A 26846-nucleotide genomic window follows, 5' to 3' on the forward strand; every position below is an offset into this window, starting at 1 on the left:
GCGCCATTATTCTATTTAGGTCAGATAACTTTAGCTTCACTGCGGAGAAGCTTTACAAGCTCGGCAGCCTGTTCGGCAATTTCTCCTTCAAGGACTCTGCCGGCTTCTTTTTTAGGAGGAAGGAAGATTTCAATTGTTTTCGTTTTTGCTTCCACATCATCCTCTTCAAGATCCAGATCATCCAGTTCCAATTCATCCAATGGCTTTTTCTTGGCTTTCATGATGCCCGGAAGAGAAGGATAGCGGGGCTCATTTAATCCCTGCTGTGCCGTAACCAAAAGAGGAAGCTTTGTTTCAATCACTTCGGAATCGCCTTCCACGTCTCTTGTTACAGTGACTGTTTCTCCGCTGATTTCAAGCTTAGTGATCGTTGTGATATAAGGAATATCCAAAATCTCAGCCACACGCGGGCCTACCTGGCCTGTTGCCCCATCGATTGCAACATTTCCTGCAAGAATCAAGTCCGCATCTTTGTCTTTCAGGAATTCAGCAAGAATTTTAGATGTTGTAAATTGATCGCCATTTTCTACGTCATCTTCTATGTTAATCAGTACAGCTTTATCGGCACCCATTGCCAGTGCTGTGCGAAGCTGCTTTTCTGCTTCTTCTCCGCCCACTGTTACAACAGTCACTTCGCCGCCCTGTGCGTCACGGACCTGAATCGCTTCTTCTACCGCATACTCATCATAAGGATTGATAATGAATTCTGCTCCATCTTCATTGATTTTGCCGCCTGAAAGAGTAATTTTTTCTTCTGTATCAAAGGTTCTTTTTAATAATACATAAATATTCACGTTGGTCCCTCCTAAATTTTTCTGTCAGTTTGGAAAATTGGGATATTTTTTATAAGAATGGCTCCGCTTCCCTGCTTGTTCTCACAAGCTTAGTTCTGCAGCTGGCCATAATTCCAATGTTTATCTGCCTTTAAAAACAGCTTCTCTTTTTTCAATAAATGCGCTGATTCCTTCTTTGGCATCCTCTGAAACGAAAACCTCTCCAAAGGCTGCGGCTTCCTTTTCAACTCCCTTATGGAAGCTTTCAGGCTTTGAATAATTTAGAAGTTCAATTGTTTTCTTAAGTGCAAGCGGGCTTTTCTTCGCAATTTTTTGAGCAAGCTCTTTTGCCTTCGGAAGCAGTTCCTCATCCTGGTACGCGTGGTTAGCCAGGCCAAGCTGCACGGCTTCGCTGCCCGTAATCGGTTCACTTGTAAACAGCATCTCTGCCGCCCTTGCAGTCCCTACATATCGCGGAAGCCTTTGCGTTCCGGCAAATCCCGGAACGAGTCCAAGCTGCAGCTCAGGAAGTCCAAGCTTCGCATTTTCCGTCACCAGCCGGATATGGCAGGACATCGCCAGTTCAAGCCCGCCTCCCAAGGCCGCGCCGTGAATGGCTGCAATGACAGGCTTTGAAAACTGCTCAATTCTTTCAAAAAACTTTTGCCCTTTTGAGGATAGCGCGGAAAATTCCTCACCGCTTGGAATGGTAGTGAATTCTTTAATATCTGCACCTGCAGAAAAGAATTTCCCTTCTCCGTGAATCAAAATGGCCCTGACTTCACTATTTTGTTCCAGTTCATCGAATAATCCGGACATCTCAGTTAATACAGTAGAAGAAAGGGCATTGGCCGGCGGCTTCTGTATGGTGATATATGCAACAAAATTTTCTATCTGGTGTTTGATGAATTCCATTTTCTATTCCTCCCTAAAAGTAGCGGTAAGCGCTTTCTAAAACTTCCCTTATATGCAGACAGCGTACACTGTCTGCATATAAGATTCAAACAATTGCTATGTAATGACACTTCGAGGCTATGACTGCACTTTGCAGCCGCAGCCCCCAATCAATAGGGAGTGTACAGAATCGGCAAGCTCAGTCAGGGAATAATGCTGCTCATTCATGACCCAGGTTGTCGCTGTTTCATCAATCGTGCCGAAAATCATCTGCCTGGCAAGCTTCACACTCAGATCCGGAAGGAACTCTCCATTTTCTTTTCCTTCCCGAATAATCCTATCAATCACTGTCAAATATCCTCTTAAAACATCATTGATCCGCAAACGCAATTCTTTATTGGACTGTCTTAGCTCCAGCTGGGTTACAGTTGCTAAATGAACATCATCTGAAAGGATTTGAAAATGTTTTTTTATTAAGACAAGCAGTTTTTCGGCAGAGCTTTTCTTTCCTCTTATCTCTTCTTCTATCTGTTCAACAAAGTATCCCATTTTTTCCTGAAATAAAGAAACGAGAATATCTTCCTTGTTCTTAAAATAAAGATAAATGGTGCCGTCCGCCACACCTGCCTGCTTGGCAATCTTTGAAACCTGTGCCTGATGATAGCCGTTTTCTGCAATAATTACTACGGCAGCATCAATAATCTGTTTGTATTTTGGTTTGTTGCGTTTCACTTGGCGTCCCCTTTCAGAGAGAAAATGAATGAATCATCATTCATATTTCCATCATAGAATGATGCCTCCAAACTGTCAAGAAAAAACATCTTAATAGTTCCATTTTATGGCCGGCATGGGGGTTTGTCCAGTTTTAATGCAAGAAAACGGGAAACTCCCGCATCACGGCTAGCATACTCAGGCATCTTTTTTTTCTTGAGCGATTTTTCTATTTTCTTCATCTACAAGCTCCCTGCGAAGAATCTTCCCTACAGCTGTTTTTGGCAGTTCTTTCCGGAATTCATAAATTCTCGGAATCTTGTAAGCTGCCAGATGCTTCCTTGTGAAGGCATCCAGTTCTTCCTCTGTTACAGATGCCCCTTCTTTTAAAACAATGTAAGCTTTTACTGTTTCTCCTCTATAGGGATGAGGGACGCCTGCCACTACAGCTTCCTGTATGCTTTCATGCTCATACAGCACTTCTTCAACTTCCCGCGGATATATATTAAATCCTCCGGCAATGATCATGTCCTTTTTACGGTCTGCCACATAAAAGAATCCCTGGTCGTCCATATACCCTAGATCTCCAGTCAAAAGCCAGCCATTCTTAAAAACTGCTTCTGTATCTTCCGGACGGTTCCAATACCCTTTCATTACCTGCGGCCCTTTTACGGCTATTTCCCCTATTTCCATGTTTTCAGCTGGCTCGCCTGTTTCAAGGGATAAAATCACGGCTTCAGTATCAGGCCATGGAACCCCTATGCTGCCTTTGACTCTTGGCTGATCCCACAAAAAGTTAGCATGTGTAACAGGTGATGTTTCGGACAATCCGTAGCCTTCCACCAATTTCCCCCCGGTTACCTTCTCGAATTTCTCCTGAACTTCAACTGGCAGGGGAGCTGATCCGCTAATGCAGGAATCTATGGATGAAAGATCATATTTTTGAATGGATGGATGATTCAGAAGACCGATATAAATGGTCGGTGCCCCGGGAAACATTGTCGGGCGTTCCTTTTGAATCGTTTTCAGCGCCATTTCCGTATTGAATTTCGGGAGGAGAATCATTCTATATCCTTCCATTATGGATAAAATCATTACCGTTGTCATTCCATACACATGGAAAAACGGCAAAATCCCAAGCACGCTTTCTTCTCCGCGCCGGCATTTATACAGCCACGCTGAACACATTTTAGCATTGGCAAGCAGATTCCGGTGGGTCAGCATAACACCCTTTGGGAAACCGGTCGTCCCGCCTGTATACTGGATAAGCGCAAGATCTTCATCAAGATCAATCGAAGCAGGCCTTTCACTTGGCACTTCCATCTTCATGATTTCTTTAAACAGATGGTGGCTTCCGGCATGTTCAACCTTAACTACAATTCCATGCTCTTTTTTCTGGATAAAAGGATAAGCGATATTTTTCGGGAAAGGCAAATAGTCCTTGATAGCGGTTACAATAATATGTTTCAAATCTGTCCTGCCGGCTATAGATGCAGCCCGCGGAAATAAAAGATCCAGCGTAACGATGATTTTTGCGCCAGAATCCTTCATCTGATATTCCAATTCTCTTTCCATATACTGAGGATTCGTCTGGACAACCGTGCCTCCCGCGAGCAGGATGCCAAAATAGCTGATGACAGCCTGCGGGGTATTTGGCAGCATAATCGCTACTCGATCCCCTTTTTGAAGACCAATCTTCTTCAAATAAGATGCAAATTTCTGCGCTGACTGATGCACTTCTTTAAACGTCAGTTTTTTTCCCATAAATGAAATGGAGATTTTATCAGGAAATTCTTCCGCGGACTCATTTAATAAAGAATACAGCGGTTTTTCTTCGTACTCCAAAGTTTCAGGTATATGTTTCGGGTAGACCTTTGTCCATGGCTTATTGCTCATTTAAACCCTCCCCTTAATGACTGGGCTTATTTTTCTAATGGCTAGCTCGGCGGCAACCTCTTTCTATACGTGTTCCTGAATCATGTTAGCTAACTATCTGCCTATCCCCTTGCCGCATTATAAAACAGCCGGCAAACTAGATTAAAAATTCTAACTTTTCCATTATATTATAATATACTCCGCAAAGAGTGACAATGAAATAAAAAGCGGAAGCGCTTGTTGAAAGTTTATAGGGCGGGAACGCTTCGTCTTTGGCAGAAAAATTGATTTTGCTTGAATCCCTGCCGATTTGGCTTTAATCACTTGTGATTCCGCTCGAATCAGGGGCTATTTCGCTCGAATGGAGCTCATTTTGGAACTATTATCCATTTAATTGGAAATTAGACAGCTGATTTTGCGGTCCACTATGAAAAAGGCACCTCTCTAATTATGTGTTTTACCAAAAGAGCGTATCAAATCGTTAAAACGTGTCTGTTTTTCTTACACTTTTAAGTTCTAGGATAGTCCTTTTCGGAAAAACCCAGTGTATTAGGATGCTTGCTTGCCGCAGATATTGTGAAAAAAACATTTCGCTCGAATCAAAGCCTATTTGGCTCTAATCACTTATGATTTCGCTCGAATCAGGGGATATTTCGCTCGAATGGAGCGCGATTTGGAACTATTATCCATTTTACCGGAAATTAGACAGTTGATTTTGCGGTCCACTATGAAAAAGGCACCTCTCTAATTATGTGTTTTACCAAAAGAGCGTATCAAATGTTAAAAAAATCTGTTTTTCCTACAATTTCAAATTCTAGGATAGTCCTTTTCAGAAAGACCCAGTGTAATAGGATGCTTGCCTGCAGCAGGTATTGTGAAAAAAACATTTCGCTTGAATCAAAGCTGATTTGGCTCGAATCACTTCCGATTTCGCTCGAATCAGGGGCTATTTCGCTCGAATGGAGCTCAATTTGGAACTATTATCCACTTAATTGGAAATTACAAGTATAATAAGAGGCTTTTATGAATAATTGATATCCCAACTCAATTGTTTCTCTTTAAAGCTGGATTTCGCACCACATAGGTAAAAACCGCGCCAGAAAACATGAAAAAAGCCGTATTTATTCCAAAATTGCGGAATAAATACAGCTTTTTTAAGAAATTATCAGCAGCTTTCTCTTCTTTGTCAGTATGCAGTTTCGTGAAGCTATTTAGCAAAGTAAACCATATAAATGATACCGAGTGCCAGGAACACTGCACAGCATCCGATCAGCACCTTTGCGAGTTTTTCCACCCGGCTTCTCCCCTTTATCCATCTCTGCTTTTTATTTTCGTTTTTTTTGCTTCAGACAGACCTCACAGCTTTTCACTGAACTATTTAAACTCTACGACCGTGACGCCTGTTCCGCCTTCGCCTGCTTCTCCAAACCTTGATCTTTTGACAGAGCGGTGATTTTTCAAGTATTCCTGAACTCCCTGCCTTAAAGCGCCCGTTCCTTTTCCGTGAATAATGGAAACGCGCGGATAGCCGGCAAGCAGTGCATCATCAATATACTTTTCAACCCTTGAAAGGGCGCTCTCATATCTTTCGCCGCGCAAATCAAGTTCGAGGCTGACATGATAATCTTTTCCCCTGACTGTTGCCAGCGGTTTTTTCTCTTTTTCTTTTGTGGCCTTAATGAATTGAAGATCAGATTCTTTTACCTTCATTTTCATGATTCCAATCTGGACCTGCCATTCATCGCCTGATGTTTTATCAATAAGATGGCCTTTTTGGTTAAAGCTGATTACTTTTACTTCATCACCTGGATGAAGCTCTCTCTTATCGCTTGCGGCGGCTGTTTTTGCTTTTGCTGTTTTCTTCACGGCAGGTGCCGCTTCATCCAGACGCTTTCTGGCTTCAATCAATTCATGCTCTTTAACATCTGCCTGTTTTTCAAGACGCATTTTTCTCAGATCGGAAATGATCGCTTCTGAATCTCTTTTTGCTTTTTCCACAAGCTCAGCTGCTTCGGCTGCAGCTTTTTGCATCATCTCATCTTTTTGTTCATAGTATTCCATGATTTCTTTTTGAAGATCTTTATGCAGTTTTTCAGCCTGCTTTAGATAATCCGCTGCTTCAGCTTCTTCAGCCTCGGCCTGCCTTCTGCTGTCCTCGAGGGAAGCAATCATATTTTCCACTTGGTTAGTGTCTTCCCCGACATGGCTTCTGGCATGGCTGATAATGGATTCTTCAAGACCGAGGCGTTTAGAAATTTCAAAGGCATTGCTTCGTCCAGGTACGCCTATCAGCAATTTATATGTCGGACGAAGTGATTCCACATCGAATTCGACGCTTGCATTGATAACACCGTCACGGTCAAATCCATATGCTTTCAGTTCCGGATAATGCGTAGTTGCAATCACTCTTGCGCCCCGCTTGTACACTTCATCCAGAATGGAAATGGCGAGTGCTGCACCCTCCTGGGGATCTGTACCGGCTCCCAGTTCATCGAACAGCACCAGACTTTCGTGATCAACGTGCTTCAGGATTTCCACGATATTGACCATATGGGATGAAAATGTGCTCAAGCTCTGTTCAATCGATTGCTCATCCCCGATGTCTGCATAAACTGAACGGAAAACAGCCGTTTCGGAGCCGTCAGCAGCCGGAATATGAAGGCCGGACTGTGCCATAAGCGTACAAAGCCCCAGCGTTTTCAGTGTGACTGTTTTACCGCCTGTATTGGGTCCGGTGATTACAATGGTGGTAAAATCCTCGCCCAGATAAATATCATTGGCCACTACAACGTCTTCATCAATCAGCGGATGCTTGGCTCTGATCAGCTTAACGCGTCCTTCATCATTCAGCTTCGGCTTTGAACCCTTTATGGCCTTGCCGAACCTTGCTTTTGCAATAATGAAATCAAGTTCGGCAAGTATCCTCACATTCACAAGCAGATCATGTGTATGTTCACCGACGGCAAGGGATAATTCAACAAGAATCCGCTCAATTTCCTGCTGCTCCTTTACCCTGGTTTCCTGGATCACATTGTTTAACTGAACAATAACTTGCGGTTCGATGAAAAGTGTCTGTCCTGATGAAGACTGGTCATGGATGATTCCTCCATAGACGCTTCGGTACTCTTGCTTGACAGGAATAACAAACCGGTCGTTTCTGATTGTGACGATGGCGTCTGAAAGCATTTTTGAAGCATTGGAAGACCGGATCATGCTTTCTAGTTTATCGCGTACCCTGCTTTCGTTTGTGCGCAGCTGATTGCGGAGGGTGCGAAGCTTGTCGCTTGCCGAGTCGATGACTTCTCCGTGCTCGCCGATGGCAAAATTGATTTCCTGCTGCAGATTGCCTAGTGGCATTATACTTTTTATATATTCTCCCAGATGGGGAAGTTCGTGTTCATCTTCCTCCAGCTCCTCGAAAAAGCGTGTCAGAATGCGGCCGGCACGAATCGTTGATGATATTTCCATCAGCTCCATCGGACTCAGCATGCCTCCAATTTGTGCGCGCTTTGCGTGTGGCCTGATATCAAAGATTCCGCCGAGAGGCACATTTCCTTTCAGACGGATTACATTGGCCGCTTCATCCGTTTCCTCCTGCCACTTCAATACCTCTGTAAAATCAGCAGAAGGCGTGAGCTGTTCAGCCTTTTCCTTGCCGATTGAGGATGAAGCAAAAGTCAGGAGTTGGCTTTTTATTTTATCAAATTCCAGCGTTTTTAAAGCTTTAGCATGCATGAAGCAAGTATCCTCCTCTTGGGAATCGGTTAGTAGATCTCCGCTTTAATCGTTCCTTTTTAAAAATGACAGCAAGCCGTCTGTATCCATTGCATTCAGGACGGTTGTCTTTTTAATCCAGCCTTTTATTGCAGAAGAAACGCCAATCGGCATATCCTCCAGCATATCAATGCTGTGGGCATCCGTATTGATGACAATCGTTACCCCTGCTTCCTGCGCCTTTTTTACGTTCGGAGCAGCAAGGTCAAGACGATTTGGGTTGGCATTAAGTTCAAGTGCCGTATTTGTTTTAGCTGCAAGCTCAATCAGCATATCCATATCTACGTCATAGCCATCCCTTTTACCTATCAGTCTGCCCGTAGGATGTGCAATAATATCGACATGCGGATTTTCAAGCGCATTTTTCAGGCGATCCATAATTTTATCCTGGCTCTGTGAGAAGCTTGAGTGTATGGACGCAATCACCAGGTCCATCTCAGCAAGCAGTTCATCATCATAATCCAGTGAACCGTCTGGAAGGATATCCATTTCAATTCCAGACAGGATCGTTATGTCATCATATTTTTCATTCAACTCATGAATGATTTTCTTTTGTTCTCTGAGACGCTCTGCAGTAAGCCCGTTTGCGACCTTCAGATATTGAGAATGATCCGTGATTGCCATATATTTATAGCCTTTCGCCCTGCACGCCTCGATCATTTCTTCGATTGTATAGGCTCCATCGCTCCATGTTGTGTGCATATGAAGATCCCCGGAGATGTCTGAGGAGCTAATTAATGGCTCATCCGCCTTATAGTGATCCACTTCTGTTCCGTCTTCACGAAGTTCAGGAGGAATGAACGGCAAGCCGAAATGCTTATAGAATTCTTCTTCAGATTGAAAAGAAAGCACTTCCCCTGTCTCATCGATTTCCACGCCATACTCGCTGATCTTTTCGCCGCGTTCCTTTGCCAGCTGCCTCATTCGGACATTATGGTCCTTTGAACCTGTAAAATGGTGCAGAGTGGTAATGAATTCATTGTCTTTTACGATTCTGAAATCCACCGATACATCATATTCATAATCCAATACAACAGATACCTTGGTTTCCCCCGCTGCAATTACCTGCTTAATCCCAGAAAGGGCGAGCAGCTGCTCTTTTATTTCATCAGGTTTATCCGAGCTGATGATAAAATCAAGATCCTTAATGGTTTCCCTCATTCTCCTCAAGCTCCCCGCTCTTGAAAAACGGATGATATGATCCATATTTTCAAGAGCAGCTTCAATATCCCCTGCAATTGGCATCATAAATGCCAGCGGAAGCCTGTCTGGCCTTTTTCCGGCATCTTCAATCGCGGCAAGGATCTTCTCCTCGGTCTTTTTTCCAAAGCCGGCCAGATCACGCACTCTTCCTTCTTCACAGACCCGCTTCAGATCATGTACATCATTAACCTGAAGTTCTTTATGAAGCTTCGCGATTTTCTTTCCTCCGAGACCCTGCAGCTGCAGAAGCGGAATTAATCCTTTTGGCACTTCCTCCTGAAGCTCTATCAGCACTGAGGATTTTCCTTCATTAATAAATTCTTCGATAACAGCTGCCGTGCCTTTTCCTATTCCGTTCATCTTAGTGAAGTCTTCTATATCTGACAAGCTTCTGTCATCCGTCTCGAGGGCTCCGGCCGCTTTTCTGAAGGCAGAAACCTTGAATGGATTTTCTCCTTTTAGCTCCATATATGTTGCAATTCGTTCGAGTAATTTTATGCAGTCTTTTTTATTGATTGTCATCTGAATTCACCTGCCAGATTTAGTTTTAATATATATTGATATCCTAAGCCGCACGTAATAATCTCCGTTCAGCCTAAGGTTCTTTTTGCCTTTAATAGTTATGATGGTTCCCATTCTTAAAGATACATGGCTTCACACTAAAGTACAACTATTCTGGAATGGCCAGACAGCAAAACAGCAGCGCAGGATTAGCCTCTAAGGGGATTTACAGACAGAAAAGGCCTGTTTTCCCGGGCTTCCAGCTCGCCTTATAAAGGATTGCTTTGGAGGCTGCGGGGCCACAGGACCTTACGCTTATACTTTTACATATTGAAACCACAAATCCTTCACTGTCTTTGAGAGGATTGGTGTGTCTTTTACTATAGCCTTTGCCATAAAGGAGTCATTCAGCGGTCCCTGAATGGTATCCACCGGCAGAAGCGCGGCTATGTATAATAGGATAAACATGATAAAATATACTTCAGCTAAACCAAAGATTCCCCCGCCCCAGCTATTCAGCTGCCTTAAGATCGGCAAATGGGAAATGAAGTCAAGCATCGACCCCAAAAGCTGCCATAAAATCTTGACAGCGAAGAAGATGATCGCAAAAGCGATGGCATTATAATAGGCTCCATCAAGTCCGGCGCCATCAAAAAACATTTTCAGACTAGATGTATTTCCTAGAGACGGATAAGGAATCCATAGCTTCAGCTTCGGTGCCAGCTCGTCATAATAGGCATATGCGGCGATGAAGGCAACAATAAACCCTGTAAGATGGATCAGCTGCAATATCAGGCCTCTCCTTAATCCGATAAAAAATCCGATTACAAGAATGGCTATAATGGCCAAGTCTACCATGCACTCAGTCCTTTTCTTTCTGTAATTCCAGTTTAAGCTGGTCTATTTGATCTTTCAATTTCAGATAATCATGTATCGCATTCACCGCTGTCAGCACGGCAAGCTTGCTTGTATCCAGTGATGGATTCTTCATGCTTATTTCTCTCATGCTATCGTCAACCATGGATGCGACCAGGCGGATATGACCAGTGCTCTCCGCACCCACGATGGTATATTGCTGTCCGTATATATCAACCGTTGTTCTATTTTTTCTATCGTCCGGCACAATAATGCCCCCATTCTAAAGAATCCTACCTCATACTATAACATGAAGTTTTTCGTCGTGAAAGAGAGAGGACAGCCAATTCAGCTGTTATAACGATTTTTTTGTAAATTTACGGAAAAAAATTTAAAAAAAGGAGTCAATTTAACATGGCAAATGTCGTTTTATTAGTAAATCCTTCTGTGATGAACGAAATGGAAAAACACTATTCCGCGTCCATCATTGAAAAAAAACCTCCAGGCAGCATCTTTTCTGCCAAGCCTGCGCAGTGCACCATTACTGCCTACAAGTCTGGAAAAGTATTATTCCAGGGTTCAAATGCCGAGTTTGAATCAGGAAAATGGAGTGCTGACACCCCATCACCTGCAGGCAAGCATGCTACGTCCACTTCCAATCCTGCCAAGCACAAGTATTCCCCGCCGCCTGGCATTGGGCAAATGTCGATAGTCGGATCTGATGAAGTCGGGACTGGCGATTATTTTGGCCCCATCACTGTTGTAGCTGTTTATGCAAAAAAAGAGCAGCTTGGGCTTTTGAAAGAAATGGGTGTACAGGACTCTAAAAACCTGAAAGATAAACAGATCATGGAAATTGCATCACAAATCAGGCACGTTGTTCCATTCTCGCTTGTCACATGCGAGAATCCCAAATACAACGCCATGCAGGCACAAGGCATGTCCCAGGGTAAAATAAAAGCCCTTTTGCATAACGCTGCCATCAAGCATGTGTTAAATAAAATTCCAGAAAAGCCCGAAGGAATTCTAATCGACCAGTTTGCCCAGCCTGGTGTATTTTTCAATTACTTAAAAGGACAGCAGCTTTTTGAATCGGATTCCATCTATTTAAGCACAAAAGCAGAAGGCATCCATCTCAGTGTGGCTGCTGCCTCTATCCTGGCGCGCTTTGCCTTTATCAGGCATATTGAAAAACTCAGCGAAAAAGCAGGCTTCACAATCCCAAAAGGTGCAGGCGGGGCAGTTGACGAAGCTGCAGCAAGGCTAATCCGAGAAAAGGGCATAAATGCACTCAATGAATTCACCAAAACCCACTTCGCCAACACAGAAAAAGCCAAACGCCTATACCAGAAAAAATATAAATAAAAAGCGTAAGCGCCTTGTGAGCGGATCAAAGACTAAGATCGCCGCGTCCTGCGGCAGCGTCTTTGTGACCCCCATCCTGGGGGCCTAAGCAGAAGAAAGCAGTCTGGCATTTGGCCAGACTGCTTTTTCATTGAAGTTTTTGTTATCCTCTTAATTCTGCTCCGAATTGCTCTTTAACTGCTGAAAGCACTTTGTCATGCGCTTTTGTTACATCTTCGTCAGTCAGTGTGCGTTCAGGATCAAAATATTTCAGAGAATATGCGAGCGATTTTTTTCCTGGCTCCATACGCTCTCCCTCGTATAAGTCAAACACATTTACTTCTTTCAGCAATTTTCCGCCTGCCTTGGCAATGGCTTGCTGAATATCCCCTGCTGCTGTTTCGCTGTCACAGACAAGAGCGATGTCGCGTGTGATGGAAGGGAAACGCGGAATCATGCTGTATGAAACAGGAGTTCCTGAAGCTTCTGCCAGAGCTTTGAAAGAAAGTTCAAATACATAGGTTTCTTTCAAATCGAGCTCTTTTTGAAGTGTCGGATGGACCTGGCCCACAAAGCCGATGACTTCTTCATTTAACAGTACTTGAGCAGTCCTGCCCGGATGCATGTCGGCAATTTCAGCTTGCTTGAAGGAAATTTGCCCTTCTAATCCAAGTGCAGCAAAAGCTGTTTCCAGGATTCCTTTGGCAACGTAGAAATCAGCTGGCTTCTTTTCGCCCTGCCATGGATTTGATTCCCAAAGCCCTGTAATGGCACCGGCTAAATGTTCTCTTTCCTCTGGAAGGTCTTCTCCCTCTTTCTTCAGGAAGACAGAGCCAATTTCATATAAAGCCAATGAGTCGTTTTGTCTGGCACTATTATATTTCAATACTTCAAGAAGCTGCGGAACGATGCTTAAGCGAAGCTGGCTGCGTTCCTCGCTCATCGGCATGGCCAGCCTGATGGACTCTCTTTTAGAAAGGGCAAACTGTGCTGATTTTTCTTCACTGGTCAAGGAATACGTTACAGCCTGGTATAGTCCTGCACCTTCAAGGACACGGCGCATCATGCGGCGTTTAAGCTGATAATCCGTCAAACCTCCAGGAGCAGAAGCTGAAACCGGCAAGGTAGTCGGAAGATAATCATAGCCATAAAGACGGGCAACTTCCTCTATTAAATCTGCTTCAATTGTGATATCACCGCGTCGGGTCGGGACAGTCACGGTAAATGTGCCATTGTCTTCAGACACTTCGAATTGAAGTCTTTCAAAAATGGATACTACCTCAGACACCTTAAGCTCAGTTCCAAGCAGGCTGTTGATTTTTTGCAGGGTAATGCTCACAACAGCCGGTTCAGCTGTTAATGTATCATGCTCTACTGAGCCTGCAAGAACTGTTCCATTTGCATATTGAGCCATTAATCCGGCCGCTCTTTCAGCAGCCTGGCGCACTCTTTCGGGATCGACCCCTTTTTCAAAACGGGCACTTGCTTCACTGCGCAATGAATGGTCCTTGGACGTTTTCCTTACAACTGCACCTGAAAAATAAGCAGATTCAAGAATAACAGTAACCGTATCATTTTTAACCTCTGAATTAGCTCCGCCCATCACACCTGCAATGGCAACCGGTTCTTTTCCATTGGTAATAACAAGGTGATCAGGAGTCAGCGTTCTTTCAGCAGCATCCAATGTCACGATTTTTTCTCCATCATGTGCGCGCCTTACGACAATTTCCTTTGATCCAAGACGGTCATAATCAAATGCGTGCAAAGGCTGGCCGTATTCAAGCAAAATGTAATTCGTGATATCAACCACATTGTTGTGGGGACGGATTCCGCTGGCCATCAAACGGCCTTGAAGCCATAAAGGCGACGGCCCTACTTTTACATTTTTAATGACTTTTGCCACATATAATGGGTTATCTTCTGGTGCTTCTACCTGAACAGTAAGCAAGCCGTCTGCTTTTTCATCGGTTTCTTCAGCAGAAACCTCCGGCCATTTTACTTCACGGCCAAGAATGGCAGCCACTTCATAGGCGACTCCAATCATACTTAGGCAATCAGACCTGTTCGGTGTAAGTCCAAGTTCTAGTACCGCATCATCCAGTCCAAGGTATTCCAATGCATTTCCACCGACTTTTACATCATTCGGGAATACATAGATGCCTGTAGCATAATCCTTGCTGATTAACTTGGATTCAATGCCCAGCTCCTGAAGCGAGCAAATCATGCCATTTGATTCTTCTCCGCGCAGCTTGGCTTTTTTTATTTTGAAATTCCCAGGCAAAACCGCTCCGACAGTAGCAACTGCCACCTTTTGCCCTTTATCCACATTCGGGGCGCCGCAGATAATCTGAATCGGATTTTCTCCGCCGACATCCACCAGGCATTTATTTAATTTATCTGCATTGGGATGCTGTTCTTTTTCAAGGACATGGCCAATGACAACGCCTGAAATGCCTTCACTCTTCTTTTCTACACCTTCAACTTCAATGCCGCTTTTTGTGATTTTTTCAGCAAGCTCATCAGGAGTGATTCCTGATAAATCCACATAATCCTGCAGCCATTTATATGATACAAACATGATTTTCCTCCTCAGAAATGTTTTAGCTCAAATATTGAATATCCATAGCAGCGCTTAGGATTCGAATTGTTCAAATTGCTTTAGGAAACGGATATCATTTGTATAGAAGTGGCGGATATCATCAATACCATATTTCAGCATGGCGATTCGCTCTGGCCCCATTCCGAATGCAAAACCAGAATATTTTTCAGGATCAAAACCGGCCATCTCCAGCACATTCGGATGCACGATACCTGCTCCAAGGATTTCAATCCAGCCTGTTCCCTTGCAGACACTGCAGCCTTTTCCGCCGCAGATTTTGCAGGAAATGTCCATTTCCACTGATGGCTCAGTGAACGGGAAGAAGCTTGGGCGCAGGCGGATTTCCCGGTCCTGGCCGAACATTTTCTTGGCAAAAACCTCAAGTGTTCCCTTAAGGTCGCTCATGCGGATATTTTCATCAATCACAAGGCCTTCAATCTGCATGAACTGGTGAGAGTGTGTAGCATCGTCATTGTCCCTGCGGTATACCTTTCCAGGACAGATGATTTTAACCGGACCTTTTCCTTTGTGCTTCTCCATCGTTCTTGCCTGTACAGGAGAGGTATGGGTACGCATTAAAATTTCTTCTGTAATATAGAAGGAATCCTGCATATCGCGAGCCGGATGGCCTTTAGGCAAATTAAGCGCCTCGAAGTTGTAGTAATCTGTTTCTACTTCAGGTCCTTCCGCAACGGTATAGCCCATTCCGATGAAAAGATCTTCTATTTCTTCAATGACTTTTGTGAGCGGGTGATGGCTTCCTTTTTTGACAGGGCGTCCTGGCAATGTTACATCAATTTTTTCAGCTGCCAGCTTTTCGTTCACAGCAGCCATTTCAAGTGCCTGCTGCTTTTCCTCAATCTTCTGTGCAATGGCTTCACGCACTACATTGGCAAGTGCGCCAACTTTCGGGCGTTCTTCCGCCGAGAGCTTGCCCATTCCGCGCAATACCTCTGTAATAGGGCCTTTTTTGCCTAAATAAGCCACTCGGATATCATTCAATTCCTTTAATTCAGAAGCATTCAAAACCTTTTGAAGTGCTTCCTCCTGAAGTTCCTGGAGACGTTCTTGCATGATTTTTCCTCCTTTTATTTCTTTAATATGGGTATGTAGCACTTGCTTGCAATTTTTATGAAGGATGACAAACTTTTGGAATGCAAAAAAACCCCATCCCAGAAAGGGACGAGGTTTATGTAATCGCGGTACCACCCTTATTAGCGCCAATGCTAACGGCGCTCACTTGACAAAGATAACGGCTTTTCACCGATGCATCATTCAACCCTTGGATTATCCCGATGCCGACTCGAGAGCTGAAATTTCACACTGGCAGTCCCATAAAATGCTTTCAGTCAAGGCATTTATCCCTAAAATGGCTTTCCGGTGCTACTTGTCTCCGTCATAGTCTTTCATTTTTCAATTTGATATATATTATATTATAATTCCGCTTTGTATTCAAATTGAATTATATTATTGCTTTCGAAGGGCATACATTAATATCGCTGATGCTACGCCAACATTCAGGGATTCGCTTTTTCCGTAAATAGGAATATATAAATTTTGCGTGGTTTTTTTCAGCAGATCCTTATTAACACCCTGCCCCTCGTTGCCGACCAGAATGGCAAAAGAATCCGATTTATCTGCCGTTTCATAAGAAACAGCCCCTTCTAATGCGGTGCCATAAACCGGGATGCCGCGCTCCTGAAGCCCGGCTATCGCTTCAGAAAGATCTCCCTTCATGATTGGCATATGAAATAAACTTCCCTGTGTCGACCGTATCACTTTAGGATGATAAAGATCTGCGCAGCCTTCGCCCAGTATGACCATATCCATTCCTGCAGCATCTGCTGTCCGGATCATTGTTCCAATGTTGCCCGGATCCTGCACGGCATCAATCAGGAGGATTTTTTCAGGATTTATTTCCTCGAGATTCCATGGCTTCTGCTCGCAAACGGCAATGATTCCCTGCGGAGTTTCCATATCAGAAATGGCCTTCATTACGTCTTCGCTTACATATGTAACATCAGTGCCTTCCAATTTAAAGGAAACAGGAAGCTCTTTTTCCTTTGAAAGAATGACTTCCGTTACAACGTCAGTTTCTTTTAATGCCTCTTCCACTAAATGAAAACCTTCAATTATATACTTCCCCGTCTTATCCCGCTCTTTTTTGCCTAAAAGCTTTTTCCATTGCTTTACCTTCGGATTTTTTGCTGATTCTATAAAATTCAAGGCAAATTGCCTCCTTTATTTCAATGATTGTCCTATTATAACGCAATTAGCATACATAATGCATGCACCATTGTGAAAAACTAAGTCTGTGAGTAATCATGATTTAAGGGAGGATTGACAATGAATTTAAACCTTCGAAATGCGATTATCCACAACGTAAGCGGCAACTCGCAGGATCAGCTGCAGGATACAATCGTCGATGCCATCCAAAATGGTGAAGAAAAGATGCTTCCTGGTCTTGGCGTACTGTTCGAAGTCATTTGGCAAAATGCCTCTAATGAGGAAAAAAGCGAAATGCTTCAAACGCTGGAAAACGGATTAAAAAAGCAATAGCCGGGCAACCCTGGCTATTGCTTTTTTCTTTTCTCCTTAAAGGGCGGCAGATTCAGTTCGCCTCTTAAGGCCTCCTGCCGTTATTTGAAACCTCATAAGTGATCGGTATTAATCCTATTTTTAAAAATGTCATCATGAACAATTGGATTATCATCAGAATCCAGCTGGACATCTTCTTCCTGATTCAGGTTCTCCTTATAATGAGCTTCCTCTGATTTTTTCTTTTCAATTTCCAATTCTTTATCACGTATACTTTTTGTTTTTGAACGGCTGCTGCTGTCTTCATCGCCATCCTTGCCAATCGCAGTAAAAGCATTTGTATTGAGGCGGCCGCTTCCTTCCACAAGATTCTGCTCTGTTCCGGTTGTGCTATGCATTTCAGGGGAACCAGGCTCTTTGCGGGAACCAGAATGTGCATGGCCCAGTTCTGCCGCAGCTGCAGGATTCGGGAAAATATTTGGATCAGGGTTTTGCGTAACTCCTGTTTCAATAGAACCTTCTGGACTCACTCCATCTTCTCTTGAAGCATGGACGGAGTTTACAAGAAGGTCATCTTGATTCTCCTCCTTATCCACCAGCACGAGCAGTTTGCCTTCATCAACATCACTCACATACGCTGAAATTTCTCGATCCGACAAATCCGTGTTTTCCAATTGGTCTTTGAGGTCAAATGTGCCTTCGTTTGTAAGGAATCTCATGACTTTATCCATGAATGTATCATCATAGGTATCTTCAGCTGTTGTAATGGTTTTTACATCTGTTTTTTCGGTTGAGCCGAAAAAATCCAGCCTATCTTCCTTATCCGCTACAATTGTAATATCCCCGCTGTCATAGCCCTTTGCCTTTAAAATATTAATTGCTCCCTGCACCTCTGAACTGCTGTCAAAAATCCCAAAAACACTCTTAACCATAATAACTCCTCCTCTGCATCCATTTTTCCGTATAGTATTAACTATCTATACCCGCACTATAAACCTGTAAACAAAAAAAAGCGCAAGCGCCTTGTCAAAGGATCAAAGACTAAAAACGCCGCGTCCTGCGGCAACGTCTTTGTGACCCCGTCCTGCAAGGCAGCGCAGCCATAAAAAAAAACAGGCCCCATTTAGGGAGCCTGCCATAGTAATCATGTTTCGCTTCATTCGTAAATGATTTTGTCTACTGTTTCACGGTCAAGACGCTTGATGACTTCAACAATCAGCTTGACGGCATTTTCATAATCATCGCGGTGAAGCATCGCTGCATGAGAATGGATGTAGCGTGTTGCGATAGTAATAGCCAGCGCAGGAACACCGTTAGCAGTCAAGTGAATGGATCCGGCATCCGTGCCTCCGCCTGGAATCGACTCATACTGATATGGAATGTTCAACTCATCCGCTGTATCTGTCACAAGCTCGCGCAAGCCTTTATGGGACACCATGGATGCATCATAAATTACAATTTGCGGGCCTTTTCCCATTTTGCTTAAAGCTTCGCGCTCAGAAATTCCTGGTGTATCCCCCGCAATGCCTACATCAACAGCAAAACCGATATCAGGCTGAATTTTAAATGTGGAGGTTTTCGCGCCTCGAAGGCCTACTTCCTCCTGAACGGCACCCACACCGTAAACCACGTTTGGATGATCGCTTCCGTCCAGCTGCTTAAGCACATCAATGGCAATCGCACAGCCAATGCGGTTATCCCAAGCTTTAGCAAGCAGCAGCTTTTCATTATTCATTACTGTGAACTCGAAGTATGGAACAACCATATCTCCAGGCCTTACTCCCCATGACTGTGCTTCTTCTTTGCTGGCTGCGCCAATATCAATGAACATATCTTTAATTTCAACTGGCTTTTTCCTTGCTTCTGCACTTAAAATGTGAGGAGGCTTAGAACCGATAATTCCTGTCACATCTCCATTGCGGGTAACGATTGTGACCCGCTGTGCAAGCATAACCTGTGACCACCAGCCGCCGACAGGCTGAAAGCGAAGAAAGCCTTTATCATCAATTTGGGTAATCATAAAGCCTACTTCATCTAGATGTCCAGTCACCGCGATTTTCGGTCCATCTTCTTTTCCTGTTTTTCTGGCAATTAAGCTTCCTAATCCGTCAGATGTAACTTCATCTGCAAACGGAGCTATGTATTCTTTCATAACTTTCCTTACTTCGCTTTCATTGCCTGGAATGCCTTTAGCGTCAGTAAGATCTTTCAGCATGGTTAGAGTTTCATCTAATTTCACCATCAAAAAACCCCCTTTTTTCTTATGTTCCAGCTATATTATACAAAACTAAACCCAAATTCACAAAATTTTTTCATAATTGGCGTCAATTCGTCAACTCTTGTATTCGTCGTGCATATTCCCCGGCTGAAGCTTTTCTTTAATAGAAGTTTTTAGTATCCCTGTTTTTGGCGGTCGTAATTGACTTCATTTTTGCTTACATACGCTTCTTCGATATCCTGTCCGGAAAAACCAAGCATATCACCTAAAGAAATGAATGACTGAAACATCTCAAGATACGCTTCATTCGAAAGCTGCTTCCTGAACTCGCCAATTTTCGCATAGACCTCCAAGAACTGGGATGTCAGGCTTCCTTCACACTGTTTTGATTCAAAAGCGATGTTTGCATCCTCCAGATTCAGAGATATCCCAAGCGACAGCAGAAAATGGATGCCGTCTACATATTCCTCAAGGATCTTTTTGCGTTCCGAGGGCCCTTTTACACTCCAAAATTTAAAGGTTCTTGTTTCATTAGCAAGCTCACCTGTTTCCACCAGCAGTGCCAGCACTTTTTTTTCCAGCACATCTTCTTTTTTGATTCCATGCTGCTCTTCTATATGAGAATCCAGTGCGGCCTGCATGCTAAAAAGCTTATGTAAGTTCATCGTTCTGATCCCTGCCTTTTTATTATTGGCTCTTTTCTTAAAGATTATTGTTTTTTTGTGTGTTCTGTGAGGCGATCCCGTAAAGTCACCAGGAGAGGAAATCAGCCACCTTGTCCATGCAATTGCGAAAATAGCCTTGTTATTTCATTGCATTTACAGCTGCAGTTAGCGAAATTAAAGCAAAATTTGAAACTTATTAAAATCACCATCGTACATATATTACATGCATTGAATTCTTTAATAACAGGAGGCAACTATGATTTTGGCCATTCGGATAGTGCTGCTTGCATTCATCATATTTATCATTTACTCTTTCTTTCATTATATAGCTAGTCCGCGCCGTAAATTGCATCACGCCCATAAACAGAAAAAGTTCTATTTCCTTGATGACAGGGCTGATATCAGGAAGAACTTTTTCGTTACCTTTAACGGCTTCCTTTATGAAGGAGAAAAATATCTGCATGATGATGAGCAGGTGCATTCCATCTCCATCTGGGACAAAAACAAAGAATCGCTCACCGAACCTTCAGAGGAGGACATTTTAAAAATTGAAGGAATTATTAAAGCACGTTACCCTGACGCCATCATTGATTGGAAAAATTCCATTTATCATCACAAAAATACTTGAAGTGAGGGGCTGATCAGCCATGCTGATTTCATTCTCCATGGCCGATCTTCCTGCAGGTTAATTCATGCTGTCTGCTTGTTATTCAGATAGCAGCATGTCGATATGAGGTATGTAATCATCGATGTAAGGTTCAGAAATCGCCTTAAAACCAAAGTAACCATAAAAATCTTCCAGGTGAGCCTGAGCTTGGATCTTAATCACCGTTTCCCCAAGCTCCCGCTGAACAAAATCTATGCCTCTCTTGATTAAATCATGGGCCAGGCCCTTTCCCCTGCATTCCTTTTTCACCAAAACCCTGCCTAAGGATGCTTGTTTATAGGAAACTCCTGGAGGTACAATTCTTAAATAAGCCTGCATGACACCTTCTTCCTCCAGAAAAAGATGATAGCAGGCTGTATCCTTACCGTCAGCCTCAAGATAAGGGCAATTTTGCTCCACAACAAATACCCGTGTTCTTTCTTCTAAGATCCTGTACAATTCATGATTCGTCAACTCGTTAAATTTCTTCAGCACCCAGCCCATTTATGTCCTCCGCTTCCGATTTTTGTACAATCATCAAATGACAGATGCTTAGTATGTAATCCCTCAAAAAAAATATTCAAACAGAAAAGGGAGAATAGCTTCCTATTCTCCTCTTTTACAAAGCCAGTTATTTTTCACCAGGAACCGCACAGCTGCCATCTGCGCAAAAAGCATCTGCTGGTGTATCTCCTGAAAGATCCTTAAGCTTCTGTACAGGATTTTCCTCCTGCCATACCTGCTGTAGTGCTCCAGTAAAAGTTTCGGCTGGCTGTGCTCCTGATATGGCGTATTTTTGATTGATGACAAAATAAGGAACTCCGGTAATCCCGTATTGCTGTGCCATACTTTCATCCTGGCGAACATCAGCGGCATATGCATTTTTGTCGCTTAATACCTCTTTTGCCTTCACCCTATCCAAGCCGGAAGCCTCAGCTATATCCGCCAGAACCTCAGGATCACTGATAATCTTAGACTCTGTAAAATACGCGTAAAGAAGCTTTTCAGTCAGCACTGCTTCTTTTCCATGAAGCTTGGCAAACTTAGCCAGGCGATGGGCATCAAATGTATTCGTAGGCTTCATGTTCTCGAAATTATACTCCAAACCTTCACTTTGCGCCTGCTGGCCTATTCCCGCGTTAGCCTGCTTGGCTTGTTCAACGCTCATGCCATACTTCTTAGCCAGCATTTCATGAATATTTTCACCAGCATTCAGTGCTGAATTTGGATCCAGCTCGAAGCTTTTAAACTCCACTTCCACTTGATCTTTATGGGGAAATTGAGAAAGCGCTGCTTCTAGGCGGCGTTTTCCAATATAACAAAACGGACAAACAAAATCAGACCATACTTCAATTTTCATAATGGCACCTCTTTTATATAAGATAGTTTCTATAGTAGCATATCGCCCGGAAATTCGTATATGATATGCACAAAACAGCCCCGGATCATCATGAATCGGAGCTGTTTTGCATATTATTCAGCTGTCTCTTACCATTTATCTTCAATCAGCATTTCGCCAGGCCAAGTATAGGCCATAATGCCTCCATCTGCGGTAATATCTTCTCCTGTTACATATTGTCATCTGAAGCAAGGAACATGGCCACAAAAGCTATTTCTTTTGGATTCTCATAGGAAACCGCCTGCTTTCGTTATTAAACCACTCGTTCATTCAGCTTTAGTTACTGAAATGTCAGATAAACCATAGCCAGAAGCTGCAAAACCATCAGGATGGGAAAGCCGTATGCAAAGCTGGCATGCTTTGTTTTATGGCGAAAATTCCTCATTCCTGCAAATCCGCCGGTTCCTCCCCCCACCCAGGCAAGAAGCCATAGGGTTGCTTCGCTGATCCGGTACTCATGTTTTCTTGCCTTTCTTTTATCGATGCCCATTATGGTAAAAGAGATGATATTAATGATAACAAAATAAATCCATAGCACTTCCATGCCTGACATGTCCTCCACTCCAATTCTCCCGCATATGAAAAAAGCCACTCTCCCGAAAGAGAATGGCTTCTTTAACAGATCAATTTGATCTTATTTTTCGTATTGCTGTTTTGCAGCTGTCGCTAATTGAGCAAATGCTTGTTCATCAGAGATAGCAAGCTCAGCTAGCATTTTACGGTTAACTTCGATACCTGCAAGCTTCAAGCCATGCATTAAACGGCTATAAGAAAGACCGTTCATGCGTGCTGCTGCATTGATACGAGTGATCCAAAGTTTGCGGAAGTCGCGCTTTTTCTGGCGACGGTCGCGGAAAGCATACAATAATGATTTCATTACTTGCTGATTAGCAACTTTATATAATGTATGTTTGGAACCGTAGTAACCTTTGGCTAATTTAAGAACTTTTTTACGACGTTTGCGAGTAACAGTACCGCCTTTTACACGTGGCATGTTATTTCCCTCCTATTTCAATCGATAACTCGATCTTACTTAATATTGTCTAGCATATGACGAATACGTTTGAAGTCACCTTTGCTTACAAGGCTAGCTTTGCGAAGCTTACGCTTTTGCTTAGTAGATTTGTTAGCAAATAAATGGCTTGTATAAGCGTTTGAACGCTTAAGTTTGCCGGATCCAGTTTTTTTGAAACGTTTTGCAGATCCGCGGTGTGTTTTCATTTTAGGCATAAGGTATTCCTCCTCATTACATTACTTTTCGTTTTTCGGTGCTAAAACCAGGAACATGCTGCGGCCATCCATTTTTGGGTGTGATTCAATGGTCGCCACTTCTTTACATGCAGCTGAGAAACGGTCTAGTACACGCTGGCCGATTTCCTTATGCGTGATTGCACGTCCTTTGAAACGGATAGAAGCTTTCACTTTATCGCCTTTTTCAAGGAACTTGATTGCATTCCGAAGTTTTGTATTGAAGTCATGCTCATCAATAGTCGGGCTCAAGCGAACCTCTTTTAAGCTAATTACTTTTTGATTCTTGCGTGCTTCTTTGTCTTTCTTTTGCTGCTCGAAGCGGAATTTTCCGTAGTCCATTATGCGGGCTACCGGAGGCTTTGCATTCGCAGCAACTAATACTAGATCAAGATTTGCACGAGCGGCAATGTCCAATGCCTCGAATTTCGTTTTGATTCCAAGCTGTTCTCCGTTTTGGTCAATAAGACGAAGTTCACGGGCCCGGATGCCCTCGTTTACCATCATGTCTTTACTAATAGTTAGCCACCTCCAAGGATATTTAGCGAATACAAGCGTTCGGGCTGAAGAAACCAACTCACTGCCAACACTTTCGCTTGCCATTGCCATGATCTGTTTAGTTTGCATCTACTTTTAATCAATAAAAAAGTGTGGATGCATAGAAACACCCACACAGATAGACTAGATAGAATCATTCCAAATAATCAAATCATGAAACCTGTTAACAACACGATTTGCGTCAACCAGGTGAGAAGCGGGTGCTTCTTCTTTTCCTCAAACTCGTATTCAATTCACCTTAGAAAATATATCATAAACACAGATGTTTTGTCAAATACATTACTTTGTTTTCACAACAAAAATTATCTTATCAAATATCCTGGGTTTTGGCAATACGTTTTGTAAAAATATATAAAATATCCTTAATTCAGGAGCTTCGACATATAGAATTCATCTGCAAACTTTCCTCCTAAATACACCGAGTCCCGTTTAATGCCTTCGATCTCAAACCCCATTTTTTTATATAATGCGATGGCAGCTTCATTATGGGCGATCACAGTAAGTTCAAGTCTATGCAGGTTCAGCCTTCTTGCATGTTCTTCACACTCAGCGAATAATCGGGTGCCGGCGCCTTTTCCTCTCGCCTGCTCAGCCACACCGATTACAATATATGCTTTATGGCGAGCCCTTTCATTACTGTTTCCAATGAGCATTAAATATCCGATTAATTCTCCATCGCTGTCTTCAGCTATAAAAACCTTTGTAACCGCATCGTCCCCTGCCCTCAAAAATCTTTCCTCGAGCATTTCGGGCCTTACCTTTCTTTCACCTGGATTAAAAAGCATAAAGCCTGATTCATCTGCATGCTCCATCAATGCTGCCAAAGCTTTGGCATCTTTTTGCAACGCTGCACGGATTTTCATAATTATTTCTCCCTTCTAAAGCGCAAGCGCCTGAATAGCAGATCAAAGACTAAGAACGCCGCGTCCTGCGGCAACGTCTTTGTGACCCCCGTCCTGGGGGCCTAAAAAAAGGCCATGCCCCTTTCAGTGCAAATATTAACTGCACAGCTATGGAGTCATGGCCCTTTGATGGAATATCGATTCATTTTGCCGCCTACGGCGGCATGCCCAATGCTTCTTAGGCTTATAGTTTAGCTTCTTGCTTTATGGCATTTACAAATTCATCAAAAGCTACAGTTTCAGACTTTTGTTCTCCGTATTTACGGACATTGACACTGCCTTCCTTACTTTCATTATCCCCTACTACAAGCATATAAGGGATTTTCTGCATTTGGGCTTCACGGATTTTATAGCCGATTTTTTCATCCCGCTGATCCAGGGATACACGAAGCCCTTGGGCCTGCAGCTTTTCCTGTACTTCCTTGGCATAGCTGAGGTGGATTTCAGGTGATACAGGAATAACCTGAACCTGGACAGGTGCCAGCCATGTCGGGAATGCACCTTTATATTCTTCAATAAGGAATGCGACAAAACGCTCCATTGTCGATACGACTCCGCGGTGGATAACGACCGGACGATGCGGCTTGCCGTCTTCACCCACATAGCTTAAATCGAAGCGTTCCGGCAATAAGAAATCAAGCTGGACCGTTGACAATGTTTCGTCCTTGCCAAGCGCCGTACGCACCTGGACATCAAGCTTAGGGCCATAGAATGCCGCTTCGCCTTCTGCCTCGAAATACTCAAGACCAAGATCATCCATGGCTTCCTTCAGCATGCTTTGCGCTTTTTCCCACATAGCATCATCATTGAAATATTTTTCAGTATCCTCTGGGTCACGGTAAGATAACCGGAAAGAGTAATCCTTAATATCGAAATCCTTGTATACCTCTAATACCAGATTGACTACACGTTTGAATTCTTCTTTAATCTGGTCAGGGCGTACAAATAGATGAGCATCATTCAAAGTCATTCCCCGGACACGCTGCAATCCTGAAAGGGCACCAGACATTTCATAACGGTGCATAAGCCCAAGCTCGGCAATGCGGATCGGAAGCTCGCGGTAGCTATGGATGTCATTTTTATAAATCATCATATGATGCGGGCAGTTCATCGGACGAAGAACAAGCTGCTCATTCTCCATTTCCATGACAGGAAACATGTCGTCCTGATAGTGATCCCAGTGTCCTGAAGTTTTATATAAATCTACACTTCCCATAACAGGAGTATATACATGGTCATAGCCTAAACGCTCTTCTTTATCCACAATATACCGCTCGATGACACGGCGGATAGTCGCGCCTTTTGGCAGCCACATCGGAAGACCTTGGCCAACTTTTTGAGAGCTTGTAAACAGGCTCAGTTCTTTGCCGAGCTTGCGGTGGTCGCGCTCTTTTGCTTCTTCCAGCATCTGCATATGTTTTTCAAGATCTTCTTTCTTGAAGAAAGCTGTTCCATACACCCGCTGAAGCATTTTATTATCACTGTTTCCTCTCCAATAAGCGCCAGCAATGCTCAAAAGCTTGAATTCTTTGATTTTGCCTGTTGAAGGTACATGAATTCCGCGGCACAGGTCAAAAAATTCTCCCTGCTCATAAAGCGTTACCTGCTGCTCCTCTGGAATGGCATCGATAAGCTCAAGCTTATATTCGTCCCCAATTTCCTTGAATTTGCTGATTGCTTCATCACGGCTTACCTCTTTGCGGAGGATTTCGAGATTTTCATTTACGATTTTTTTCATTTCTTTTTCAATCTTCGGCAAATCTTCTGGGGTTAAAGACTCTTCAAGATCCATATCATAGTAGAATCCGCCTTCAATAACAGGGCCAACTCCGAATTTAGCATTTTTAAACAAACGTTTAACAGCCTGTGCCATTAAATGCGCTGTACTATGGCGAAGAACCTCAAGAGCTTCCGCGCTATCTTGTGTAACAATTTCTATTGAACCATCTTCAGTAATCGGACGTTTTAAATCATACAGCTCGCCGTTAAATTTTCCGGCTATTGATTTTTTCTTTAGTCCCGGGCTGATTGAAAACGCAATGTCTTCAGTTGTAGTTCCGGCCGGAAACTCTTTTACAGCGCCGTCCGGAAATGAAATCTTGATTGATTCTGACATTCAAATCTCTCCTTTTTACTTCTATTT

At 43.3% G+C, this 26846-nt stretch carries 25 protein-coding genes, 1 pseudogene and 2 other annotated features; of the genes and pseudogenes, 3 read left to right on the forward strand and 23 right to left on the reverse strand.

Annotated elements, in window-relative coordinates:
* Positions 1 to 20 precede the first annotated feature (20 nt).
* The 8 genes from BIV59_RS07095 to zapA form a co-directional block, all read right to left on the reverse strand.
* The gene (locus BIV59_RS07095; RefSeq protein ID WP_071350770.1) at positions 21 to 794 is read right to left on the reverse strand and encodes an electron transfer flavoprotein subunit beta/FixA family protein; all 774 of its coding nucleotides are present in this window, start codon (positions 792 to 794) and stop codon (positions 21 to 23) included.
* A 120-nt stretch (positions 795 to 914) separates the two neighbouring features.
* On the reverse strand, positions 915 to 1688 hold the full coding sequence (locus BIV59_RS07100) for an enoyl-CoA hydratase (RefSeq protein WP_071350771.1): 774 nt from the start codon (positions 1686 to 1688) through the stop codon (positions 915 to 917).
* 117 nt (positions 1689 to 1805) lie between these two features.
* Entirely contained in the window at positions 1806 to 2399 is a 594-nt protein-coding gene (locus tag BIV59_RS07105; protein ID WP_071350772.1) for a TetR/AcrR family transcriptional regulator, read from the reverse strand.
* A gap of 177 nt (positions 2400 to 2576) precedes the next feature.
* Positions 2577 to 4274: an AMP-binding protein gene (locus BIV59_RS07110; RefSeq protein ID WP_071350773.1), complete on the reverse strand. Its 1698-nt coding sequence runs from the start codon at positions 4272 to 4274 to the stop codon at positions 2577 to 2579.
* A gap of 1353 nt (positions 4275 to 5627) precedes the next feature.
* Positions 5628 to 7988: an endonuclease MutS2 gene (locus tag BIV59_RS07120; protein ID WP_071350775.1), complete on the reverse strand. Its 2361-nt coding sequence runs from the start codon at positions 7986 to 7988 to the stop codon at positions 5628 to 5630.
* 45 nt (positions 7989 to 8033) lie between these two features.
* Positions 8034 to 9752: a DNA polymerase/3'-5' exonuclease PolX gene (gene polX / locus BIV59_RS07125; protein ID WP_071350776.1), complete on the reverse strand. Its 1719-nt coding sequence runs from the start codon at positions 9750 to 9752 to the stop codon at positions 8034 to 8036.
* Positions 9753 to 10046: 294 nt separating this feature from the next.
* Positions 10047 to 10589 carry a CvpA family protein gene (locus BIV59_RS07130; protein WP_071350777.1) on the reverse strand — a complete coding sequence of 181 codons (543 nt, stop codon included), beginning with the start codon at positions 10587 to 10589 and terminating at the stop codon, positions 10047 to 10049.
* A 4-nt stretch (positions 10590 to 10593) separates the two neighbouring features.
* A complete protein-coding gene (zapA, locus tag BIV59_RS07135) occupies positions 10594 to 10854 on the reverse strand; it encodes a cell division protein ZapA (protein ID WP_071350778.1) in 261 nt (86 codons plus the stop codon).
* 146 nt (positions 10855 to 11000) lie between these two features.
* Between zapA and rnhC the strand changes: the two genes are divergently transcribed.
* Positions 11001 to 11951 (forward strand): ribonuclease HIII, encoded by a 951-nt coding sequence (gene rnhC, locus BIV59_RS07140; protein ID WP_071350779.1) that lies wholly within the window; start codon positions 11001 to 11003, stop codon positions 11949 to 11951.
* Between the two features lie 142 nt (positions 11952 to 12093).
* On the opposite strand, the gene pheT is transcribed toward rnhC, so the two are convergent.
* The 3 genes from pheT to BIV59_RS07155 all read right to left on the reverse strand — a co-directional run bounded on the left by pheT (position 12094) and on the right by BIV59_RS07155 (position 16755).
* The gene (gene pheT / locus BIV59_RS07145; RefSeq protein WP_071350780.1) at positions 12094 to 14508 is read right to left on the reverse strand and encodes a phenylalanine--tRNA ligase subunit beta; all 2415 of its coding nucleotides are present in this window, start codon (positions 14506 to 14508) and stop codon (positions 12094 to 12096) included.
* Positions 14509 to 14562: 54 nt separating this feature from the next.
* The gene (gene pheS, locus BIV59_RS07150; protein WP_071350781.1) at positions 14563 to 15603 is read right to left on the reverse strand and encodes a phenylalanine--tRNA ligase subunit alpha; all 1041 of its coding nucleotides are present in this window, start codon (positions 15601 to 15603) and stop codon (positions 14563 to 14565) included.
* Between the two features lie 101 nt (positions 15604 to 15704).
* Positions 15705 to 15938 (reverse strand) — a binding site (T-box leader).
* Between the two features lie 58 nt (positions 15939 to 15996).
* Positions 15997 to 16755, reverse strand: coding sequence for a TrmH family RNA methyltransferase (locus BIV59_RS07155; RefSeq protein ID WP_071350782.1), 759 nt, complete (start codon positions 16753 to 16755; stop codon positions 15997 to 15999).
* A 120-nt stretch (positions 16756 to 16875) separates the two neighbouring features.
* On the opposite strand from BIV59_RS07155, the gene sspI reads away from it, so the two are divergent.
* Complete coding sequence (sspI, locus tag BIV59_RS07160) at positions 16876 to 17088, forward strand: small acid-soluble spore protein SspI (protein WP_071350783.1); 213 nt, start codon at positions 16876 to 16878, stop codon at positions 17086 to 17088.
* Positions 17089 to 17180: 92 nt separating this feature from the next.
* On the opposite strand, the gene BIV59_RS07165 is transcribed toward sspI, so the two are convergent.
* The 3 genes from BIV59_RS07165 to BIV59_RS07175 form a co-directional block, all read right to left on the reverse strand.
* Positions 17181 to 17999, reverse strand: a complete 819-nt coding sequence (locus BIV59_RS07165) for a general stress protein (protein ID WP_071350784.1) — start codon at positions 17997 to 17999, stop codon at positions 17181 to 17183.
* A gap of 224 nt (positions 18000 to 18223) precedes the next feature.
* Positions 18224 to 19309, reverse strand: coding sequence for a M42 family metallopeptidase (locus BIV59_RS07170; protein WP_071350785.1), 1086 nt, complete (start codon positions 19307 to 19309; stop codon positions 18224 to 18226).
* Positions 19310 to 19458: 149 nt separating this feature from the next.
* Positions 19459 to 19950, reverse strand: coding sequence for a dUTP diphosphatase (locus BIV59_RS07175; RefSeq protein WP_071350786.1), 492 nt, complete (start codon positions 19948 to 19950; stop codon positions 19459 to 19461).
* Between the two features lie 256 nt (positions 19951 to 20206).
* On the opposite strand from BIV59_RS07175, the gene BIV59_RS07180 reads away from it, so the two are divergent.
* Complete coding sequence (locus BIV59_RS07180) at positions 20207 to 20578, forward strand: hypothetical protein (protein WP_071350787.1); 372 nt, start codon at positions 20207 to 20209, stop codon at positions 20576 to 20578.
* 78 nt (positions 20579 to 20656) lie between these two features.
* Here BIV59_RS07180 and BIV59_RS07185 read toward each other — a convergent pair whose 3' ends face one another.
* From BIV59_RS07185 to thrS, 9 genes and pseudogenes are all read right to left on the reverse strand, one after another.
* Entirely contained in the window at positions 20657 to 21100 is a 444-nt protein-coding gene (locus tag BIV59_RS07185) for a GNAT family N-acetyltransferase (RefSeq protein ID WP_071350788.1), read from the reverse strand.
* Between the two features lie 127 nt (positions 21101 to 21227).
* Complete coding sequence (locus BIV59_RS07190; RefSeq protein ID WP_071350789.1) at positions 21228 to 21956, reverse strand: DsbA family oxidoreductase; 729 nt, start codon at positions 21954 to 21956, stop codon at positions 21228 to 21230.
* Between the two features lie 128 nt (positions 21957 to 22084).
* Positions 22085 to 22218 (reverse strand): annotated as a pseudogene (locus BIV59_RS22745) (SDR family oxidoreductase); the annotation flags it as partial.
* 57 nt (positions 22219 to 22275) lie between these two features.
* Complete coding sequence (locus BIV59_RS07195; protein WP_240501863.1) at positions 22276 to 22548, reverse strand: DUF1294 domain-containing protein; 273 nt, start codon at positions 22546 to 22548, stop codon at positions 22276 to 22278.
* A gap of 81 nt (positions 22549 to 22629) precedes the next feature.
* A complete protein-coding gene (rplT, locus tag BIV59_RS07200) occupies positions 22630 to 22989 on the reverse strand; it encodes a 50S ribosomal protein L20 (protein WP_071350790.1) in 360 nt (119 codons plus the stop codon).
* Positions 22990 to 23024: 35 nt separating this feature from the next.
* Positions 23025 to 23225, reverse strand: a complete 201-nt coding sequence (rpmI, locus tag BIV59_RS07205) for a 50S ribosomal protein L35 (protein ID WP_034309070.1) — start codon at positions 23223 to 23225, stop codon at positions 23025 to 23027.
* Between the two features lie 21 nt (positions 23226 to 23246).
* Positions 23247 to 23750, reverse strand: coding sequence for a translation initiation factor IF-3 (gene infC, locus BIV59_RS07210; RefSeq protein ID WP_071350791.1), 504 nt, complete (start codon positions 23748 to 23750; stop codon positions 23247 to 23249).
* A 129-nt stretch (positions 23751 to 23879) separates the two neighbouring features.
* Positions 23880 to 24019: a sequence feature (ribosomal protein L20 leader region), on the reverse strand.
* A gap of 144 nt (positions 24020 to 24163) precedes the next feature.
* Positions 24164 to 24664 (reverse strand): GNAT family N-acetyltransferase, encoded by a 501-nt coding sequence (locus tag BIV59_RS07215; RefSeq protein WP_071350792.1) that lies wholly within the window; start codon positions 24662 to 24664, stop codon positions 24164 to 24166.
* A 223-nt stretch (positions 24665 to 24887) separates the two neighbouring features.
* Positions 24888 to 26819, reverse strand: a complete 1932-nt coding sequence (thrS, locus tag BIV59_RS07220) for a threonine--tRNA ligase (protein WP_071350793.1) — start codon at positions 26817 to 26819, stop codon at positions 24888 to 24890.
* Positions 26820 to 26846: the final 27 nt, after the last annotated feature.

The sequence above is a fragment of the Bacillus sp. MUM 13 genome (assembly GCF_001866725.1).
In the GTDB taxonomy this organism is placed as follows: Bacteria; Bacillota; Bacilli; order Bacillales; family DSM-1321; genus Peribacillus.

What these genes read in the sequence shown, in the direction of transcription:
- BIV59_RS07130 (WP_071350777.1), bottom strand. Translation starts at nt 10,589, where the DNA reads ATGGTAGACTTGGCCATTATAGCCATTCTTGTAATCGGATTTTTTATC.
- BIV59_RS07215 (WP_071350792.1), bottom strand. Translation starts at nt 24,664, where the DNA reads ATGAAAATCCGTGCAGCGTTGCAAAAAGATGCCAAAGCTTTGGCAGCA.
- BIV59_RS07180 (WP_071350787.1), top strand. Translation starts at nt 20,207, where the DNA reads ATGATTTTGGCCATTCGGATAGTGCTGCTTGCATTCATCATATTTATC.
- thrS (WP_071350793.1), bottom strand. Translation starts at nt 26,819, where the DNA reads ATGTCAGAATCAATCAAGATTTCATTTCCGGACGGCGCTGTAAAAGAG.
- pheT (WP_071350780.1), bottom strand. Translation starts at nt 14,508, where the DNA reads ATGTTTGTATCATATAAATGGCTGCAGGATTATGTGGATTTATCAGGA.
- infC (WP_071350791.1), bottom strand. Translation starts at nt 23,750, where the DNA reads ATGATGGTAAACGAGGGCATCCGGGCCCGTGAACTTCGTCTTATTGAC.
- BIV59_RS07110 (WP_071350773.1), bottom strand. Translation starts at nt 4,274, where the DNA reads ATGAGCAATAAGCCATGGACAAAGGTCTACCCGAAACATATACCTGAA.
- BIV59_RS07170 (WP_071350785.1), bottom strand. Translation starts at nt 19,309, where the DNA reads ATGGTGAAATTAGATGAAACTCTAACCATGCTGAAAGATCTTACTGAC.
- BIV59_RS07175 (WP_071350786.1), bottom strand. Translation starts at nt 19,950, where the DNA reads ATGAACTTACATAAGCTTTTTAGCATGCAGGCCGCACTGGATTCTCAT.
- BIV59_RS07190 (WP_071350789.1), bottom strand. Translation starts at nt 21,956, where the DNA reads ATGAAAATTGAAGTATGGTCTGATTTTGTTTGTCCGTTTTGTTATATT.
- rplT (WP_071350790.1), bottom strand. Translation starts at nt 22,989, where the DNA reads ATGCCACGTGTAAAAGGCGGTACTGTTACTCGCAAACGTCGTAAAAAA.
- BIV59_RS07165 (WP_071350784.1), bottom strand. Translation starts at nt 17,999, where the DNA reads ATGGTTAAGAGTGTTTTTGGGATTTTTGACAGCAGTTCAGAGGTGCAG.
- pheS (WP_071350781.1), bottom strand. Translation starts at nt 15,603, where the DNA reads ATGCAAGAACGTCTCCAGGAACTTCAGGAGGAAGCACTTCAAAAGGTT.
- rpmI (WP_034309070.1), bottom strand. Translation starts at nt 23,225, where the DNA reads ATGCCTAAAATGAAAACACACCGCGGATCTGCAAAACGTTTCAAAAAA.
- rnhC (WP_071350779.1), top strand. Translation starts at nt 11,001, where the DNA reads ATGGCAAATGTCGTTTTATTAGTAAATCCTTCTGTGATGAACGAAATG.
- BIV59_RS07185 (WP_071350788.1), bottom strand. Translation starts at nt 21,100, where the DNA reads ATGGGCTGGGTGCTGAAGAAATTTAACGAGTTGACGAATCATGAATTG.
- BIV59_RS07100 (WP_071350771.1), bottom strand. Translation starts at nt 1,688, where the DNA reads ATGGAATTCATCAAACACCAGATAGAAAATTTTGTTGCATATATCACC.
- sspI (WP_071350783.1), top strand. Translation starts at nt 16,876, where the DNA reads ATGAATTTAAACCTTCGAAATGCGATTATCCACAACGTAAGCGGCAAC.
- polX (WP_071350776.1), bottom strand. Translation starts at nt 9,752, where the DNA reads ATGACAATCAATAAAAAAGACTGCATAAAATTACTCGAACGAATTGCA.
- BIV59_RS07195 (WP_240501863.1), bottom strand. Translation starts at nt 22,548, where the DNA reads ATGTCAGGCATGGAAGTGCTATGGATTTATTTTGTTATCATTAATATC.
- BIV59_RS07120 (WP_071350775.1), bottom strand. Translation starts at nt 7,988, where the DNA reads ATGCATGCTAAAGCTTTAAAAACGCTGGAATTTGATAAAATAAAAAGC.